This is a genomic window from Stutzerimonas stutzeri (assembly GCF_002909485.1).
GTDB lineage: Bacteria > Pseudomonadota > Gammaproteobacteria > Pseudomonadales > Pseudomonadaceae > Stutzerimonas > Stutzerimonas stutzeri_AH.
Genome location: NZ_PPXG01000004.1, coordinates 368658 through 386614 on the forward strand (window position 1 = coordinate 368658; position 17957 = coordinate 386614).

Genomic DNA, 17957 nt, shown 5'->3' on the forward strand with positions numbered 1-17957 from the left:
CTTTCCTTGTCAAGGCTGGGCCTCTCAAGGGCGTGATGATTGTATAAGGGAGTTATACACCATGGATGAGAAGCCGCGACTGTTGGATCAGGTGCGGGAGCAGATTAGGCTCAAACATCATTATTAGAGACGGTAAAGGCCAGAAGGACCGCGTCACAGTATTGCCGGCGACGTTGGTCGCGCCCCTCAAGCAGCACCTTGCCCGGGTTCGGCTTATGCACCAGCAGGAGTTGGCGGAGGGGAGGGGGGACGTCTATCTGCCTGATGCCCTTTCTCGCAAATACCCACGGGCGCCTTGGGAGTGGGCTTGGCAGTATGTATTCCCGGCCTCAGGTCTTTCGGTCGACCCACGCAGCCAGGCGGTGCGTCGGCATCATTTCGATGAAAAGCGTATACAGCGCGCATTCAAGCGAGCGCTCAACGCGACCGGCATAGCCAAGCCTGCAACGCCTCATACATTGCGACACAGCTTCGCTACGCACTTGCTGGAAAGCGGGCAGGACATACGCACGGTGCAGGAATTACTGGGGCATGCGGACGTCAAGACGACCATGATTTACACCCATGTGCTCAACCGGGGCGGCTTGGCGGTGCTGAGTCCGCTCGATCGTATGTGACCCGCTGTTTGCTGAAAGACGCGAGCATGGCGGTTGCGGGCTAGCGGCACCGTCGCAGACTACGATCATGCGGATCGTTGCCTGCGACGGTGTTCAGTAAAACTTACTGATTACGCGTCACCCGCCACACCACATTGGCTAGGTCATCGGCGACGATCAGCGCGCCGCGCGGGTCGACGGTCACGCCGACCGGGCGACCGCGTGTCTTGCCGTCGTCGGTGCGAAAGCCCGTGGCGAAGTCGATCGGCTCACCGGCGGGGCGACCGTCGCGGAAGGGTACGAAGATCACCTTGTAGCCGACCGGTTCCTTGCGGTTCCAGCTGCCATGCTCACCGATGAACACGCCTTCGGCGAACTGTTCGCCCATCACGTCCGACGAAAAGTCCAGGCCAAGCGCGGCGACGTGCGAGCCCAGGGCGTAGTCCGGCGTGATGCTGGCAGCGACCTTGTCCTTGTCCAGTGGGCGCACGCGGTCATCGACGTTCTGGCCCCAGTAAGCGTAGGGCCAGCCGTAGAAGCCGCCTTCCTTAACCGACGTCAGGTAGTCCGGCACCAGGTCTTCGCCAAGTTCGTCGCGTTCGTTGACTACCGTCCACAACTGGCCGGTTTCCGGCTGTATCGCCATTGCGGTGGGGTTGCGCAGGCCGGTGGCGTAGGGTTTGTAGGCGCCGGTTTCGGCGTTGACCTGCCAGACCATGGCCCGGTCGACCTCGGCTTCCATACCACGCTCGGTGATGTTGCTGTTGGAGCCGATGCCGACATACAGGTACTGGCCGTCCGGGCTGATGGTCAGGGCCTTGGTCCAGTGGTGGTTGATCTCCGACGGCAGGTCCGCCACTTTGGTTGGCGGGCCGCTGGCCTCGGTCTGGCCGTCCTGATAGTCGAAGCGAACGAGTTCGTCCTGGTTGGCGACATACAGATTGCCGTCGTGGAAGGCCAGCCCATACGGCGCGTTGAGGTCTTCGGCGAATACGGTCTGCAGCTCGTAGGTGCCGTCACCGTCCGCATCGCGCAGCAGGGTCAGGCGGTTGCCGCTTTCTACCGAGGTGTTGCCCTTGGCCTTGAGATAACCGGCGATGACGTCCTTCGGCTTGAGCTTAGCCGCGTTGCCGCCGCGGCCCTCGGCGACAAGGATGTCGCCGTTGGGCAGCACCAGGGTCTGGCGGGGGATCTTCAGATCGGTGGCGATCGCGGTCACACTGAAGTTCTCCGGCACAGTGGGCACTTGATCGCCCCAGGGTGTGGGCTCGGCGATCTTCATGCTGGGCAGCAGGCCTCGCTCCGGTTCGGGCAGCTTGGGGTTGGTGCCGTAATGCTGCGAGGCATCCTGCTCGCCGCCGCATGCGCTCAGCAGTACGGCCATGGTCAGGGCGGTCAGTGCGCTGGAATGCTTCATGCCTCACCTCCGTCACGCAGGTTGCTCAGGCCAATCCACGTCGCCGCACAGGCCAAGACCGTGACGATCACCGACAGCACCAGGCCCAGCGGCATGGTCGCCCAGGCGTCCTTGGCGTGCTCCAGGGCATTTATGAACCCCAGGACCCAGGTCGCCAAAAGAAGCAGAAAGTACATCAGTGGCCGCCCTTTTTTGTAATGGGCGCGGAGCAGGTTCACTACAGCGAACAGCAGTGCCAGGCCGCAGAAGACCAGCCCTCCGGCAATCAGCCACGCGGCAAAATTGCTCCATTGAATCTCGTAAGTCTTGAAGTAGGCGATGTCGCTGAGCATGGCGCCGAGGTACAGAGGGACCGTGCCGGCCAGCAATGTCGCATGCAGTGGGTTTGGGACGTGGCGGGAGATGCTATGGGTGGTGGTTTGCGTGCTGCGGGTGATAACGGTCACGAAGGAGTCCTCATCGCTTACGACCCATGACCTCATGCTCGGCGCGGTTGCGCTGGGCGATCCGGCTCGGTCTGACTGACTGACTGTGCTTAAAAGGGGATCGTGACTTACGCCTGTTAGTTCACTTTGGCGTTTATCACGCGGGCTGTTTGCGATGCATGACGGCGAGGTTCGAAGTGTGCAGGGGCACGTCTGAGCGAGATGACGGAGGACATCGAATACCGCAAGTGCCGCGTAAGTCAGCGGATTGGCTTCGGTAGGTGAACTAGAACTGCGGTATTTTTCGTCAATTTTGACGCAAATCGATTGTCAGAATCAGCGAGATGAGGAAATGAAATGTTGCAGGTCCACCCGCGCCCTTCGTCGATGTTTTGCGGCGTTGCTGTAAATTGGTAGGCCCTCAGTAACGATACTCTTTGCTCATGACCCTCCTGATAGCGTTTGCTGTCTTATCCATTCTGGTTTCCTTCATCTGCTCGATTCTGGAAGCCGCGTTGCTCTCGCTAACACCCAGCTTCATCGCCCACCAGAAAACCTCCAAACCGAAACTCTACGAACGGCTCAAAGTGCTGAAAGATAAGGTCGATCAGCCGCTCGCCGCCATTCTGACGCTCAACACCGTTGCGCACACGGTAGGTGCTACCGGAGTGGGTGCGCAGGTGACTGTAGTGTTCGGGAACGGCTATGTCGGGATTGCCTCCGCGATCATGACCATCTTGATTCTGGTGCTCTCCGAGATTCTTCCTAAGACCATCGGTGCTCGCTACTGGCGGTCGATTGCGCCTTACCTGCCGCCTCTTCTGGGCGCCATGATTATGTTGCTCAAGCCTTTCATCATGCTGTCTGACTTGATGATGCGGATGTTCGGCGGCAAGGAACCGGAGCATGACATTCGCCAGGAAATAAAGGCGCTGACCATCCTCGGCCGCGAAACGAAGTGCCTCGACGAAGATGAGCAACGCGTTATCAGCAACATTCTCGATCTGCACGAGATCAAGGTTCGCGACATCATGACGCCACGCACGGTATGTGATTACACCGCGCCAGATGCCACCATCGGGACATTCAAGGAGAAGGTTGCAGACAGCCAGTACTCGCGCTACCCCGTGATCGGTGAAGATGAAACTCCCATGGGGGTCATATTCCGCTACGACGCGTTGGCGGCCGAAGACAACGACGCGCCGGTTTCGTCCATCATGAAGCCGCTGAAGGTGACCCCTGAGACGGCGAGTGTGGAAAACCTGATGACGCAGCTTATGCATGAGCGCCAGCACATGTGTCTCGTGTATGACGAGTTCGGCAGCTGGCGTGGCTTGGTTACGATGGAAGACATCATGGAAACCATTATCGGTAAACCGATCATGGACGAGACGGATGACATCCCGAACATGCGTCGTTTTGCCAAGCGTCGCTGGGACCACCGGATCAAGAGCGCCCGCGACAACTGATTACTTTTGCCCAGCTGCTAGGTGTCAGCAACCCTAGCGGCTTGGCTGCCAGTAAGGCTTGGCCGCGACAGTGTTGCCGGCTACCTTCATTCGCAGTTGCATCCTGCAGCGATTCGGCGACTAAGTCGGCATCCCCAATCCATATGCATGAGGCAGCGATACCGCAGCGTGTCGCCGCAGCATCCTCTTTGCGCCCGCTTTTCGTGCCTCACGCACAAACCAAGTGCTCCGAACCGGACCATTTGATCCGTTTCGCCCTCGTCAAAACGCTAAGCCACTGATCCATAAGCGAATCGATCCGATGGCACGCTTTCTGCTCTCTCCTCGACAGTCGCCCGTGTGCAACGGGCGGCGGCGTCACGCATACAGAGAAGCGCCTGCGCCATTGGCGACGCGCTCAGGTTTCCGCCTTGCGTCAGAGGAGTGCATTACATGACTCTGCAATACGTTCCCATCATCGACCTGGCGCCGTATTTCTCGGGCGCGCCGGAGGGCAAGGCCCAGGTGGCCAAAGCCGTGGACCAGGCCTGTCGCGACATTGGCTTTCTGGTCATCACCAACCACCAGATCCCCAGTGAACTGATCGAGCGCGTGTCGCGGCTGACGCGGCAGTTCTTCACCTTGCCGTTGCCGGAAAAGCGCAAGGTCGACCGGCCCAGCCCGGAAATGGTGCGCGGCTACAGCGCCATCGCCGAAGAGAGCCTGTCGTACTCAATGGAGGAGGCCGCGCCCGGCGATCTCAAGGAATCCTTTTCCATCGGGCCCAGCGATGTGCCGGATGAGGACTACTACCGTTGCGCCGCAGCCGGCCCGCATTTCGCGCCGAACGCCTGGCCCACCGGCATCGAGGGGTTCGAGCAAACCTACCGCGAGTACTTCGCCGCCATGAGCGAGCTGTCGCAGTCGCTGATGCGCATCTTCGCGCTAGCGCTGGAACTGCCGGAAACCTTCTTCGACGACAAGATCGACAGGCACATCAGCATGTTCCGCAGCCTCAGCTACCCGGACGTGAAGGGCACGGTGGAGCCCGGCCAGATGCGCGCCGGTGCCCACACCGATTACGGCAGCCTGACCATCGTCAAGCCGGACAACGCTTTGGGCGGCTTGCAGGCCCGCAACCGTCAGAGCGAATGGGTCGACGTGCCCTACGTGGAGAACGGATTCGCCGTGAACATTGGCGACCTGATGATGCAGTGGACCAACGATCAGTGGATTTCCACGCTGCATCGGGTGGTCAATCCGCCGGCCGACAGCCCTGCCGACAACGGCCGCCAGTCACTGGTTTTCTTCCACCAGCCCAACTATGACGCGCTGATCGAGTGCCTGCCGGGATGCCTGAGCGAGGGCGAAGCGCCACGCCACGCGCCGGTCACCTCCGGCGACAACCTGCTCTCCAAGTTCGTCAAGCAGACCACCTTCGGCAAAGGCCTGGAGGTCGCATGAGCACGCTTTCCTACGTCAACGTGTTCGCCCGCGACATCGACGCCCTGAGCGGCTTCTACCGCGAGCTGTTCGGCTTCAGGAACATCCCCGAGATCGCCTCGCCGATCTTTCGCGGGCTGGATACCGGCAAGAGCTGCATCGGCTTCAACGCGCCGGAAGCCTATGAACTGCTGCATCTGAACGAGTTCGCCGACACCCGCGGCTGCAAGTTCCTGCTGAACATCGACGTCGATACGAAAGAAGAGGTCGAGCGTCTGGTGCCCATCGCTGTCGCCATGGGCGCGCGGCTGATCAAGGCGCCCTACGAAACCTATTACCACTGGTATCAGGCGGTGCTGCTGGACCCGGAAAACAACGTGTTTCGCATCAACCACATGCTTTGACGTGCCAACCTCAGGAAGACCAAAAATGCTCAATCAGATGAAACGGACCTTGTGTGCGGCGGTGGCTCTCGGCCTGGCGACGACTGTTGGCGCCGCCGCGGCGCAGGAAGGGCAGGGGCTGACCCTCGATAAGCCGGCGAAGATCGCCATGCTCTACATCAGCCCGCGCAACGACGGCGGCTGGACTCAGGCCTTCGACGAGGCGCGGCAGAAGCTCGAAACCGAGCTGGATACCAAGATCCAGTACGTCGAGAGCGTGCCGGAGAATGCCTCCTCGATCCGCCCGGCCGTGGACCGGCTGATCCAGCGCGGCGCCAACGTCATCATCGGCACCGCCTTCGGCTATTCCGACACCTTCAAGGAGCTGGCCGACAAGTATCCGGACGTGGCCTTTCTCAATGGTTCGGGCACCACCAACAGCGGCAACCTTGAATCCTTCTACGGGCGCACTTACGAGAGCCAGTACCTGTGCGGCATGGCAGCGGGCGCGGCGTCGAAGACTGGCAAGCTCGGATTCGTCGCGGCCAACCCCTTCGGCCAGGTGAACTGGACGGTCAACGCCTTCGCCCTCGGCGCCCAGCAGATCAATCCGGAAGCCACGGTCACCGTGGTCTACACCGGCGCCTGGAACGATCCGGTCAAGGAGCGCGCCGCCGCCATGGCGCTGATCGACTCTGGCGCCGACGTGCTCGGCCAGCACGTCGACAGCCCGACGCCACAGATCGTCGCCCAGGAGCGCGGCGTGCACGGCACCGGGCACCATCGCGACATGAGTGAGTTCGCCCCTGACGCCACCGTCTGCTCGTCGGTCTGGGTGTGGGACAAGTTTCTTGCGCCGGAGCTGAAGAAGATCAGCGCCGGCAACTGGATGCCGCCGGAGAACGGCGCGCTGTTGTCCATGGCCGAGGGCGGCACCGACGCGGCCTGCTGCGGCCCGGCGGTTTCCGAAGCGGACAAAGCCAAGATCATGGCCACCCGCGAAGCGCTGCTCAAAGGCGAGAAGAAGATCTACGCCGGGCCGATGCTCGACCGCGACGGCACCGAGCGGATCGCCGCTGGTGACGTTATGGCAGACCCGGCGCTGTGGCAGATGGACTGGTTCGTCAAGGGAGTGATCACCCAGCAATGAGCAACCTGAACGCGATCCAGCTGACCGGGGTGAGCAAGTCGTTCGACGGCTTCATGGCCCTGTCCCAGGCGGATTTCACCGCCAAATGGGGCGAAGTGCACGCGCTGCTCGGCGAAAACGGCGCGGGCAAATCCTCGCTGATGAACATCGCCGCCGGCCTCTACGCACCGGAAAGCGGATCGCTGTTCATCAACGACAATGCGGTGCGCTTGACCGGCCCGCGGGATGCGAGCCGCTACCACATCGGCATGGTTCACCAGCATTTCAAGCTGGTGAAGCCGTTCACCGTGGCCGAGAACATTCAGCTGGGGCTGCCCGTGGGGCCCGGCAATCACGCTTTCGCGGGCAGCCACCGGCAGCGGCTGACAGCTTTGGAACAGCGGATCAGCGACAAGGCGGCAGAGTTGGGTTTCACCATCGACCCGCGCAAGGTCACCGAGTCGCTTTCGGTGGCCGAGCAGCAGCGCGTGGAAATCCTCAAGGTGCTGCTGGCCGGCGCGCGGATCCTGATCCTCGACGAGCCGACGGCAGTACTCACCGATCAGGAAGCCGAGCGCCTGCTGGAAACCGTGCGGGCCTTTGCTCGTCAGGGCGCTGCGGTGATCCTGGTCACCCACAAGATGAGCGATGTGAAGCGCTTCGCCGACCGCGTCACCGTGATGCGCGGCGGGCGGACGATTCAAACCCTCGATCCACAATCGGTCTCGGTGCCCGAGCTCGTGCGCCTGACCGTGGGCGAGTCCGCACCGGCCAGCGAATACCAGCCGGCGACGCCGGGCGAGGTGCGGCTGCAGGTGCGGGATCTAAGGTCGACGGGTGCTAGTGGGCATGGCGCACTCAATGGCGTGACCCTGAGCCTAAGGGCTGGCGAGGTCTACGGGATCGCCGGTGTGGGCGGCAACGGCCAGAGCGAGTTGGCAAATGTGCTGATGGGCTTGCCCGAGTCCTGCGAAGGCACGTTGGAATTGACTGGTTTTGGCGACCTGCGCCGGGCCAGCCCTGAACAACGCCGGGAGTTGCGCATTGCCTCGATTCCTGCCGACCGCTACGGCACGGCGCTGGCTGGCGAGCTGTCGGTGGCCGAGAACTTCGGTGTCGGGCAGATCCACAGTGGGCGCTATGGCTCGTTCTTCAACCTGCGGCGCAAGCGTCTGGAGGCGGACGCGGCCGAGGCGGTGGCCGGGTTCGATGTGCAGGGCGTGCGCTCGCTGAAGCAGAAGGCCGCGCTGCTCTCCGGCGGCAACGCGCAGAAGCTGGTGATCGCCCGCGAATTCTCCCGTGACCCGCAACTGGTGTTGGTACATAGCCCCAGCCGCGGGCTCGACGTACGTGCCACCGCTGCCGTGCATGGGCGCCTACGCGCCGCCCGCGATGCCGGCGCGGCCGTGCTGCTGATCAGCGAAGACCTCGACGAAGTGCTGGCCCTGGCCGACCGCATCGGCGTGATGAACGCCGGGCGCGTCGTCGCGGAATTCAACCGGCCGGCGGATCGCCAGGCCATTGGTAGGGCGATGGTCAGCCATGCAGAGCTGAGCCATGGCGAGTTGAATCTAGAAGGGGTAAACCATGAATGACCAGGTACGCCCCGTAATGCTTGAGCAGGCTACGCAAGCGGCCGAGCGCCCGAAACAGCCGCTGCTGTCGCGGCGTTACGCATTGGAGATCCGCCAGCAACTGGCTTGGCATTGGCAGGCTGTGATCATCGGTCTCGCGCTGCTGCTGGGGCTGGGTATTTCCGCCGCCATCCTGATCGCCGCTGGCGTACCGGCCGGTGAGCTGCTCAACGAGTTCGTCATCCTCACGGTATTCGATGCACAGAGCCTGAAAGCGGTCTTGTTTCAGGCATCGCCGATGATCCTCGTCGGCCTGGCCGGCTGTATGGCCTTCCGCGCAAAATTCTGGAACCTGGGCCTCGAAGGCCAGATGATCTGGGGCGCTATCGGTGCCACGGCAATCTCACTGTTCGAGATAGGCCCGCAGGCGCTACGTCTGCCGCTGATGCTGGCGGCAGCAATCATCTGCGGTCTGCTCTGGGCGCTGGCGCCGGTGTTGCTCAAGCTGCGGTTGAAGGTCAACGAGATCATCTCGACGCTGATGCTCAACTACCTGGCGATCAACTTCCTGCTGCATCTGCTCTATAGCAGCTGGAAAGATCCGAAGAGTTCGTTCCCCTACTCACCGCAGTTCCAGCCGTTCGAGCGCCTACCGGAGCTGTTCGACGGCATCAGCGCGGCAGTGCCGCTGGCCGTGTTCGTCGCGTTGCTTGCGCTATGGTTTCTCGGCATTTCCCGCGCGGGGCTCTACCTGCGGTTCGTCGATGCCAACCCGCGGGTGGCCGGAGCGGTGGGTGTGCCGGTGCAGAAAATGATCATCGGCACGGTGCTGGTTTCCGGCGCCATGGCCGGGATTGCCGGTTTTCTCGTCACGGCGGGGCAGGAAGGGCGACTGACCCAGTCGTTCTATCAGGGCTACGGCTTCTCCGGGATTCTTATCGCCTTCCTCGCGCGTAACAACCCGGTGGCGGCGCTGGTGGTAGCGCTGTTGATGGCGATGCTCTTCGTCGCCGGGCGCAGCCTGCAGGTGTTCTATCAAATCCCGTTTTCCATGGTGCAGCTGATCCAGGCGATTCTGGTGATCTGCGTCGCCTCCTCGGATTTCTTTATCCGCCACCGTATCCGCCGCGTTCAGGGAGGCGAAAGCTGATGGACATGATCGCCAACTGGCTCGGCAACACGCCGGACTTCGCCGTACCTTTCGCTCTCGCGGCGTTGGGGCTGATCCTTACCGAGCGCGCTGGCGTCCTGGCGCTGGGCGCCGAAGGGCTGATGCTGGTCGGCGCGCTGGCCGGGATTGGCGCGCAACTGGCGTTCGGCAGCCACGGCACTTCGCTGCTGATGGCGATGGGCGCGGCGGCGGTGGTGTCGCTGCTGTTCGCGCTGATGGTGCTGGTGCTGCGCATCAATCAGGTGATAGCCGGCCTGGCGCTGGTGTTCTTCTGCCAGGGGCTGACCGGCTTGCTCGGCACCCTGCTGGACTGGACCAACAAGCCGGTTAAGGGGCTGGGCGCGGTCGAGCTGTGGCCGCTGTCGGAGCTGCCGCTGCTGGGCAAGGTCTTCGTGCAGAACCCGCTGGTGTTCATGACGCCGCTGATCTTTCTTGCCGTGGTCTGGTTTCTGACCCGAACCACTACTGGGTTGCGCATGCGCGCGGTTGGCGAAAACCCCCAGGCGGCCGACGCAGCAGGCATTTCCGTGCTCGGCTATCGGCTGGCAGCGATTCTCGCTGGCTCCGCGCTGATCGGACTGGCGGGCGGTTACATCTCGGTGCTCAGCACCAAGCTGTGGATCGCCGACATGACCGGCGGTCGTGGCTGGATCGCCGTAGCGCTGGTGATCTTCGCGCGCTGGTCGCCGTGGAAGGCCCTGGCCGGTGCGCTGCTGTTCGGCTGCATCGAGGCGTTGATCCCGCAGCTGGCCGCCGCCGGCGTGCGCCTGCCGCAATACTTCGTGCTGATGACGCCCTATGCCGTGACCCTGGCGGTGATGATCTGGGTCGCAAGCGGCAAGAACGTCTCCGGCAACCAGCCGGGCGCACTGGGCATTCCCTTCATCCGTGAAGAGCGCCGCTGACGCCCGCGACGCTTATTGCGACGGGCTTTGGTAGCTCGAGCGGCAGGTGACTTCCGCGTAGGGTTCGTCCGGCGAGTAGTCGCCTGGAACTCGCTCGGTGCGCTGGGTATTTGGCGCAACGGTGAATACCGGCGATGCCGAGGTATCCGAGCGCGCATCATCCGGTACGCGGAATTCGCAGGTGATCTGACCGCCGGTGCGGTTCATGACCTTTACCGCCCGTACCCCGAGCAACTCCCCCTCGACCCCTTCAGATTTGGCTGGCACGCCCATCGGGCTTACTTCGACATCGAGGCCGTTGAGGTGGGTGACAACCTCCGGTGGGGGCGTTTGCGCCAAGGCCAGCGGGGCGCAAAGCGCCAGTCCGCAAGCGAGGATTTGTTGTCTAGTCATGAGAACCTCCGTCAATTCGGTCCCCTTTAGAAGAGGCTACCGGCGGTCGGTTCGATCGCCGGGTCAATCAATGGTTGCAAATAATTAGAAGCGTCAAAAAACCGTTTGGCACGATATGTGATAGCTCATAGCCATGATCTGTCTTGCCGTACCGTTTACGTCGTGTTGATTGCAACCGTCGCGAACGTTACGCGCAGTCCTTCCAAAGGGTGGCTGAAGTGACTAGGTATTTGCTCATCGTGTTGCTGACTCTGGCGGGCAGTGCGGCGGCGTCCGTCGATGTGGCGCTCGAGCTCAGTGCTGTCGAGCGTGAATGGTTGGCTGAGAACGGGTCGGTGAGCATATGCGTCGATCCCGACTGGCTTCCGTTCGAGATGCTCAACGCCCAGGGTGAGCATGAGGGAATCGCGGCGGATCTTCTGCGGCTCGTTGCGCAGCGGGCAGGGTTGCAGCTGCAGATCCTGGCAACCAAGGATTGGGATGAGTCGGTCACATTCTCCCAAGCGGGTCGCTGCCAGCTGCTGAGCTTTCTCAATCAGACGCCAGCGCGCGATGCTTGGCTGATCTTTACCAAACCGCTGTTCACCGATGCCAACGTCGTCATCGCGCGGGAAGATCATCCCTATGTGGCAGACCTGTCTGCGCTTTCAGGCGCGACTGTCGCGTTGCCGTCCGGTACCTCCGTGGAAGAGAGCGTGCGGCGAGATTATCCTCAGCTGCGCATTATCCGTACTGATACGGATGCCCAGGCGTTGGAGCTGGTCAATGAGCGCAAGGCGGATCTGACGGTTCGCTCTCTGACCGTGGCTGCCTACACCATTCGCCGGGAAGGCTGGTTCAATCTGAAGATTGCCGGACAACTCAGCAGTTTCGATAACCAGTTTCGAATTGGCGTGCTCAAAAGCGAGCCCGTGCTGCGCGACATACTGAACAAGGCCATTACCACCATCACCCCGGGTGAGCTGAACCAGATAGCCAACAGCCATGCGCCCGTTCGCCTCGAATCAGGTACTGACTACCGACTCGTCGCGCAGATCGTCGTGATTTTCTCGGTGATGCTGCTCACCAGCCTGTTCTGGATCGGCCGACTGCGCCGGTTGAACGAGCAGTTGCAGGTCAAGTCGCAGACTGACGCGCTGACCGGACTGGCCAATCGTGCGGCGCTGGATCGTCGTTTCGCCAGGGCGCTGGAGCAGGCACGGCGTTATCAGCGCCCGCTGTCGATCGTCATGCTCGACATCGATCACTTCAAGCGGATCAACGATGAGCTCGGCCACCAAATGGGCGACCGGGTGCTCAAGGAATTTGCCGATCTGCTGGCAGGTAGTCTGCGCGGCGCCGATGCCGTGGGGCGTTGGGGTGGCGAGGAGTTCCTGGTGCTGTGCCCGGAAACTGGTGGCCAGCAGGCGGTGACGTTCGCCGAACGACTGTGCGAACGATCGCAGGCTTTCGCTTTCAGCACCGGCCGAATGCAGACCCTTAGCGCCGGCGTGGCCGAGCTGAATGCGACGGACACGGTGGACAGCCTGCTGCGTCGTGCCGATGCCGCCCTGTACTGCGCCAAGCACGAAGGGCGCGATCGGGTTTGCTTTATGGCGTCGGACGAGCAGATCTGAGTCTTTGGGTTTAGTGCTTGCCGGATTTGCGCAACCGGACATAAAGGTCCTTGCCGCCTGTGGCGCTGCCACCACGTGACTCCAGATCGAAGCGTTTGGGTTGGGCAGCGATCAGGTCGCTGAGCTTCTTGCAGCCATACAGGCGTGGATCGAATGCCGGCCGCAGTTTGCTGATGTTCTGCCCCAGGGTGCCCAGCTGAATCCAGTCGTCCTCCTCGGAGAGGTCATCGAGCACTTTGGCGATGAAGTCCACCGGCACCTGCTGGCTTTTGATCGCTTCGTTCTTGTCGCTCGGCTTTGCTGGCTTGGCGTTGGCATCGGCCACTTGCGCCGCGGCGGCAGCGAGTTTGTCCGATGATGGCGGCTCGGCTGCCGTCTTCGGTGCATCGGCGCGCAGGATCTCGGTGTAGATGAACTTGTCGCAAGCCGAAACGAACGGTGAGGGTGTCTTCTGCTCGCCGAAGCCATACACCGTCAGGCCTTCTTCACGGATGCGTGCGGCCAGACGGGTGAAGTCACTATCGCTGGAGACCAGGCAGAAGCCATCGAAGCGCCGGGTGTAGAGCAGGTCCATGGCGTCGATGATCAGTGAGCTGTCGGTGGCGTTCTTACCCGAGGTGTAGGCGAACTGCTGGATCGGCTGAATCGAGTAGTCGAGCAGGACCTTCTTCCAGCTGCCCAGGTTGGGCTTGGTCCAGTCGCCGTAGATGCGCTTGACGCTGGCGACGCCGTACTTGGCGATCTCCTCGAACAGCCCTTCGACGATGGCGGCGGGCGCGTTGTCGGCGTCGATCAGGACGGCGAGGTGTTTCTGCTTGTTCGAGCTGTTGGGCTTGCTGGCCATGTTTCTTCCCTGGACTGGAGATCGCCCGACCTTAACGCCGACAGGCGTGCCATGACCATAGCAGTGTGCAGCCAATGCATGCCGAGCTCGGTTAGGATGCGCGGCTTTGATCATATGGATTTCGGTGCATGGAACAGCGAGGCACGCTGAAAAGCTGGAATGACCAGAAAGGCTTTGGCTTCATCCGTCCGGAGGATGGCGGCGAGGACGTGTTCGCGCACATTTCGGCTGTGCATGGCGAGCGCCGGCCGTTGGTCGGGGATCGGGTGCTCTATGTGGCGGGACGTGATCCCAAGGGCCGGCTGCGTGCCGAGCACCTGCGCCTGGATGCGCCGATGACGTTGGACCAGCCCGTTATTCGCCAGCGCCCAGGTAGTCAGCGTCAAGCCAAGCCGCAGCAGACCGACTCGCGCGGAGCTGGTCGAGTCGTCGGAAGAACGTCGCGGCGCTTGTTCGCCAACAGCATTCGGTACTTGCCCTTCAAGTTGGGCGTATTTGTCGTGCTGTGCCTGCTGCCGCTGGTGGGCAGCCTCTACCGGCTGGGTGCGGTATTGCCGTTGGTGATCTATGCCCTGGCCAGCCTGCTGACCTTCTTCCTTTATTGGCGCGACAAGCACAGCGCGCTGAAAGATCGCTGGAGAACACCGGAAACCACGCTGCATCTGTTCGAGTTAGCCGGTGGCTGGCCTGGGGCGCTAATAGCGCAGCAGCTATTCCGCCACAAGACGCGGAAGCTGAGCTATCAGCTGGCGTTCTGGGCGATCGTGGCGTTGCATCAGGCGTTCTGGATTGATCTGCTATTCATCGGCAGCGGCGTCACCCGCGAGCGATTGGATTGGTTGTTGCGGTTTCTGTGAAGGCGCAGGTCGAGCCGAAGCGGATTGGCTTATAGGCGGGCTTGCAGCGCGCATTCGCCGCGAGGGCGCGCCTCCTACAGGTTCGGCTAGCACCGGCCTGCTTTTGTGGGAGGCCCGCCCCCCGGGGCGAAGCTTTTGGCTTTGCGCTGGCTTGCAGCGCGCATTCGCCGCGAGGGCGCGCCTCCAACAGGTTCGGCTAGCACTGGTCGGGCTTTTGTGGGAGGCCCGCCCCCGGGGTGAAGCTTTTGGCTTTGCGCCGGCTTGCAGCCCGCATTCGCCGCGAGGGCGCGCCTCCTACAGGTTCGGCTAGCACTGGTCGGGCTTTTGTGGGAGGCCCGCCCCCGGGGCGAGGCTTTTGGCTTTGCGCGGGCTTGCAGCGCGCATTCGCCGCGAGGGCGCGCCTCCTACAGGTCGGGGTGCACTGGCCTGTTTTTGTGGGAGGCCCGCCCTCGGGGCGAAGCTTTTTGGTAGGCGGTTCGTGCGTCTGCCCGGATTATCGAAGCTAAACCGGCGGGCGTGGCAGGTCAGACTTTCTTGACGAACTCCGACTTCAGCTTCATGGCTCCGATACCGTCGATCTTGCAATCGATATCGTGGTCGCCGTCGCACAGGCGGATGTTCTTCACCTTGGTGCCAACCTTGACCACCAGCGACGAGCCTTTGACCTTGAGGTCCTTGATCACGCTGACGGTGTCGCCGTCCTGCAGGGTGTTCCCCACGGCATCCCTGATCACCTTGTCAGCGTCGCCTGTGGCAGCTGCGCTTTCGGTAGCGGACCATTCATAGGCGCACTCCGGGCACACCAGCATCTGGCCATCTTCGTAGGTGTATTCGGAGTTGCATTTGGGGCAGGGTGGCAGCGTGCTCACGGCGGGTCCTCTAGGGGGGAGATGCGAAAGCCGTGCATTGTATAAGGTTTTGTTACAAATCGGGGGCTGGCATGGACTCCGGGAGGAAGGGAATCCATGCAGATCATGGGCCGGGGCTTATTTCACCGCGGTGAGGCGCTCGTTGCCGGCACGCAGTTCGCTGTAGCGGTGCTCCAGTTCACGGCGGATTTCGCGGCGCTGGTAGGCCTGGGCGAAGCGCCGCTGTTGCTCGGCAGTCTTCGGGTTAAGCGGTGGTACTGCTACCGGCTTGCCGTCCTCGCCGAGGGCCACCATGGTGAAGAAGCAGCTGTTGGTATGGCGTACGGTTTTCTCGCGGATGTCTTCGGTGATGACCTTGATGCCGATCTCCATCGAAGTGGTTCCGGTGTAGTTGACCGAGGCAAGAAAAGTGACCAGTTCACCCACATGCACCGGCTGACGGAACACCACCTGGTCCACCGAGAGGGTGACGACATATTGCCCGGCGTAGCGGCTGGCGCAGGCATAGGCGACTTCGTCGAGATACTTGAGCAGCGTGCCGCCATGTACGTTGCCGGAGAAATTGGCTTTGTCCGGCGTCATCAGCACGGTCATGGTCAGCTCTGCATGTCCATCTAGCATGGGGGTTACAGCTCCTCGGTGGTCAAGGGTTGCTACTTTAGTCGAATGCCTCCTTTCTGTCTGGCCAAACGTGCAAAACGCTTCATCGAAATTTTCTATCGTCAATGCGGCAAAGGCGCGCACTTCCGGTATCTGGCATGCCTGGCCGGTTGTTCGGCGGCATCGTCGTCTGTTCGCAGTTGTATGGGCTGGGTTCGTGATTTCGGTCACGGAAGGTATCGGCATACCCATCAGGTAGCACTTTTGTTGACTTATGCCGGGGTCCTGATCGCGTCGGCTTTCTATAGTCGTGCATCCAAAAAGAAAACACTCCACCGGCTACTTCAGTAAACGGATGCCTCTCATGCGCATGCTCGTCCTTGCTCTGCTCGCCAGCTTCGTACCGCTCTCCCACGCCAGCAACGAGGCGATCGAGCGTTTCAACCATGTGATGGCTGACGATCAGCGCCGCGAGCAGGCGAGCCTGGCTGGCCAGGAGCGCGCGGTATTCTGTTCCTATTGCCATGGCGAGACTGGCAACAGCAAGCGCAAGCACATCCCCAATCTTGCCGGCCAGAATCCGCTGTACCTGTTCCATGCCTTCGAGAAGTTCGCCAGCGGCGAGCGCACCGATTTCGTCATGTCCAAGCTGGCGCAGAACCTCAGCATGGAGGAGCGGGTGGACATCGCCGTGTTCTTCAGTCAGCAGAAGGTAAATCCGCCTGAAGGCACGCCGGATGCAGGGCTGCGCAAGGCCGGTGAAAAGATCTTCCAGACTACCTGTACCGGCTGTCATGGTGCCCACGCTGAAGGCATGGAGACCATGCCGCGCCTGGCTGGGCAGCCAGATGAATACATCCGCAAGGCGCTCACGCGCTTCCGTGAGAACGATCCAAGTCGTGCTGGCTCGGTGATGATCGGCGTGGCCAGTCACCTCTCGGCCGCAGACGTCGAGGCGCTGGCGGCCTATCTCTCGCAGTTGAAGCTGACGCCGGCCGAAGAGATGGTCAACATCAACCGTTTGCGCAAGACCACAGCCGCCGCTCAATAACGCTGGATATGCGCTGGTGTGCGGCGCATCAGCACCTCACCATTGCGCACCGAAAGCAGAGCATGGCCCTGGGTGCGCAGCATCTCGTAGTCGTCCGGCGCCGACAGCACCAGCAGGTTAGCCGGGCGCCCCACTTCCAGTCCGTAGCGCTCGCCCAGGTTCAGCGTCCGTGCGCTGTTGTCGGTGATCAGGTCCAGGCCGCGCTGCAGGTCCTCGTAGCCGAGCATGTGGCAGATGTGCAGCCCGGCTTCGAGAATGCGCAGGATGTTGCCGTTGCCCAGCGGATACCAGGGGTCGACGATGGAATCCTGGCCGAAGCAGACGTTCATCCCGGCGCGGTCGATCTCGGCCACACGGGTCAGCCCGCGACGCTTGGGATAGGTGTCGAAGCGGCCCTGCAGATGGATGCTCTCGGTCGGGCAGGAGACGAAGTTGATCTTCGATAGCTTGAGCAGACGGAACAGCTTGGAGCAGTAGGCGTTGTCGTAAGAGCCCATCGCCGTGGTGTGGCTGGCGGTGACGCGCTCACCCATCTCGCGCACGCGGGCTTCCTCGGCGAGCACTTCGAGAAAGCGTGATTGCGGGTCGTCGGTTTCGTCGCAGTGCACGTCCACCAGGCAGCCGCTGCGTTCGGCCAGGTCCATGAGGAACTTGATGGAGCTGACGCCCTGGTCGCGGGTGTTCTCGAAGTGCGGAATGCCGCCGACCACATCGGCGCCCATTGCGATCGCCTCGGTCATCAGCTCGCGACCGCCCTTGAACGACTCGATGCCCTCCTGCGGGAAGGCGACGATCTGCAGGTCGATCAGGTGGCGGGTTTCCTCGCGCACTTCGAGCATCGACTTGAGCGCCGACAGCGTCGGGTCGGTGACGTCGACGTGGGTGCGCACATGCTGGATGCCGTGGTCGACCAGCATGTCGATGGTCTTCTTCGCCCGCGCCTTGGTGTCCTCGTGGGTGACCAACGCCTTTCGCTCGCCCCAGCGCTCGATGCCTTCGAACAGCGTGCCGCTCATGTTCCAGGCTGGCTGACCGGCGGTGAGGGTGGCGTCGAGGTGAATGTGCGGCTCGATGAAGGGCGGCACCACCAGATTGCTGGCGGCGTCGATATCGCCCTCGTTGGCTTCGGCCGGCGCCTGCTGCGCGCTGATCGCGGCGATCCGTGCGCCGTCCAGTTCGATGCGGTACAGACCGCTGCGACCCCGCAGGCGGGCGTTGAGGATGTTCATGGCGACT

General features: G+C 62.1%; 18 protein-coding genes. 11 read left to right on the top strand and 7 right to left on the bottom strand.

The window, feature by feature from the left end; genetic code table 11:
- Window positions 1-65 precede the first annotated feature (65 nt).
- Window positions 66-617 carry an integron integrase gene (locus tag CXK91_RS12080; protein WP_103456301.1) on the top strand — a complete coding sequence of 184 codons (552 nt, stop codon included), beginning with the start codon at window positions 66-68 and terminating at the stop codon, window positions 615-617.
- Between the two features lie 103 nt (window positions 618-720).
- Here the strand turns inward: CXK91_RS12080 and CXK91_RS12085 are convergent, their stop codons facing one another.
- Together CXK91_RS12085 and CXK91_RS12090 are read right to left on the bottom strand one after the other, a co-directional pair.
- Complete coding sequence (locus tag CXK91_RS12085; RefSeq protein ID WP_103456302.1) at window positions 721-2013, bottom strand: PQQ-dependent sugar dehydrogenase; 1293 nt, start codon at window positions 2011-2013, stop codon at window positions 721-723.
- Window positions 2010-2459, bottom strand: a complete 450-nt coding sequence (locus tag CXK91_RS12090) for a DUF2231 domain-containing protein (protein WP_256055793.1) — start codon at window positions 2457-2459, stop codon at window positions 2010-2012. The genes CXK91_RS12085 and CXK91_RS12090 overlap by 4 nt, the downstream gene beginning before the upstream one ends.
- Window positions 2460-2881: 422 nt before the next feature.
- On the opposite strand from CXK91_RS12090, the gene CXK91_RS12095 reads away from it, so the two are divergent.
- From CXK91_RS12095 to CXK91_RS12125, 7 genes are all read left to right on the top strand, one after another.
- Window positions 2882-3907, top strand: a complete 1026-nt coding sequence (locus CXK91_RS12095) for a CNNM domain-containing protein (protein WP_103456303.1) — start codon at window positions 2882-2884, stop codon at window positions 3905-3907.
- Between the two features lie 432 nt (window positions 3908-4339).
- Window positions 4340-5350 carry an isopenicillin N synthase family dioxygenase gene (locus CXK91_RS12100; protein WP_103456304.1) on the top strand — a complete coding sequence of 337 codons (1011 nt, stop codon included), beginning with the start codon at window positions 4340-4342 and terminating at the stop codon, window positions 5348-5350.
- The gene (locus CXK91_RS12105) at window positions 5347-5733 is read left to right on the top strand and encodes a VOC family protein (protein ID WP_103456305.1); all 387 of its coding nucleotides are present in this window, start codon (window positions 5347-5349) and stop codon (window positions 5731-5733) included. Before CXK91_RS12100 ends, CXK91_RS12105 begins: the two co-directional genes overlap by 4 nt.
- A 25-nt stretch (window positions 5734-5758) precedes the next feature.
- Window positions 5759-6862, top strand: a complete 1104-nt coding sequence (locus CXK91_RS12110; RefSeq protein WP_103456306.1) for a BMP family ABC transporter substrate-binding protein — start codon at window positions 5759-5761, stop codon at window positions 6860-6862.
- Complete coding sequence (locus CXK91_RS12115) at window positions 6859-8436, top strand: ABC transporter ATP-binding protein (RefSeq protein WP_103456307.1); 1578 nt, start codon at window positions 6859-6861, stop codon at window positions 8434-8436. The genes CXK91_RS12110 and CXK91_RS12115 overlap by 4 nt, the downstream gene beginning before the upstream one ends.
- Window positions 8429-9565, top strand: coding sequence for an ABC transporter permease (locus CXK91_RS12120; protein ID WP_103456308.1), 1137 nt, complete (start codon window positions 8429-8431; stop codon window positions 9563-9565). The genes CXK91_RS12115 and CXK91_RS12120 overlap by 8 nt, the downstream gene beginning before the upstream one ends.
- Window positions 9565-10491: an ABC transporter permease gene (locus CXK91_RS12125; RefSeq protein WP_103456309.1), complete on the top strand. Its 927-nt coding sequence runs from the start codon at window positions 9565-9567 to the stop codon at window positions 10489-10491. Before CXK91_RS12120 ends, CXK91_RS12125 begins: the two co-directional genes overlap by 1 nt.
- Window positions 10492-10503: 12 nt before the next feature.
- Here CXK91_RS12125 and CXK91_RS12130 read toward each other — a convergent pair whose 3' ends face one another.
- Entirely contained in the window at window positions 10504-10884 is a 381-nt protein-coding gene (locus tag CXK91_RS12130) for a hypothetical protein (protein ID WP_103456310.1), read from the bottom strand.
- 218 nt (window positions 10885-11102) lie between these two features.
- On the opposite strand from CXK91_RS12130, the gene CXK91_RS12135 reads away from it, so the two are divergent.
- On the top strand, window positions 11103-12500 hold the full coding sequence (locus tag CXK91_RS12135; protein WP_103456311.1) for a diguanylate cyclase: 1398 nt from the start codon (window positions 11103-11105) through the stop codon (window positions 12498-12500).
- A gap of 10 nt (window positions 12501-12510) precedes the next feature.
- On the opposite strand, the gene CXK91_RS12140 is transcribed toward CXK91_RS12135, so the two are convergent.
- Window positions 12511-13344 (bottom strand): NYN domain-containing protein, encoded by an 834-nt coding sequence (locus tag CXK91_RS12140; RefSeq protein ID WP_103456312.1) that lies wholly within the window; start codon window positions 13342-13344, stop codon window positions 12511-12513.
- A gap of 128 nt (window positions 13345-13472) precedes the next feature.
- Here CXK91_RS12140 and CXK91_RS12145 point away from each other — a divergent pair, with 128 nt between their 5' ends.
- A complete protein-coding gene (locus CXK91_RS12145; protein WP_103456313.1) occupies window positions 13473-14201 on the top strand; it encodes a DUF1294 domain-containing protein in 729 nt (242 codons plus the stop codon).
- 524 nt (window positions 14202-14725) lie between these two features.
- Here CXK91_RS12145 and CXK91_RS12150 read toward each other — a convergent pair.
- Together CXK91_RS12150 and CXK91_RS12155 are read right to left on the bottom strand one after the other, a co-directional pair.
- A complete protein-coding gene (locus tag CXK91_RS12150; RefSeq protein WP_103456314.1) occupies window positions 14726-15070 on the bottom strand; it encodes a zinc ribbon domain-containing protein YjdM in 345 nt (114 codons plus the stop codon).
- A gap of 117 nt (window positions 15071-15187) precedes the next feature.
- Entirely contained in the window at window positions 15188-15691 is a 504-nt protein-coding gene (locus CXK91_RS12155) for an acyl-CoA thioesterase (RefSeq protein WP_003280008.1), read from the bottom strand.
- Window positions 15692-16034: 343 nt separating this feature from the next.
- Here CXK91_RS12155 and CXK91_RS12160 point away from each other — a divergent pair, with 343 nt between their 5' ends.
- Window positions 16035-16721, top strand: coding sequence for a c-type cytochrome (locus tag CXK91_RS12160; RefSeq protein WP_103456315.1), 687 nt, complete (start codon window positions 16035-16037; stop codon window positions 16719-16721).
- Here CXK91_RS12160 and codA read toward each other — a convergent pair.
- Window positions 16715-17950, bottom strand: a complete 1236-nt coding sequence (gene codA / locus CXK91_RS12165) for a cytosine deaminase (RefSeq protein WP_103456316.1) — start codon at window positions 17948-17950, stop codon at window positions 16715-16717. The genes CXK91_RS12160 and codA overlap by 7 nt on opposite strands.
- Between the last annotated feature and the right edge of the window lie 7 nt (window positions 17951-17957).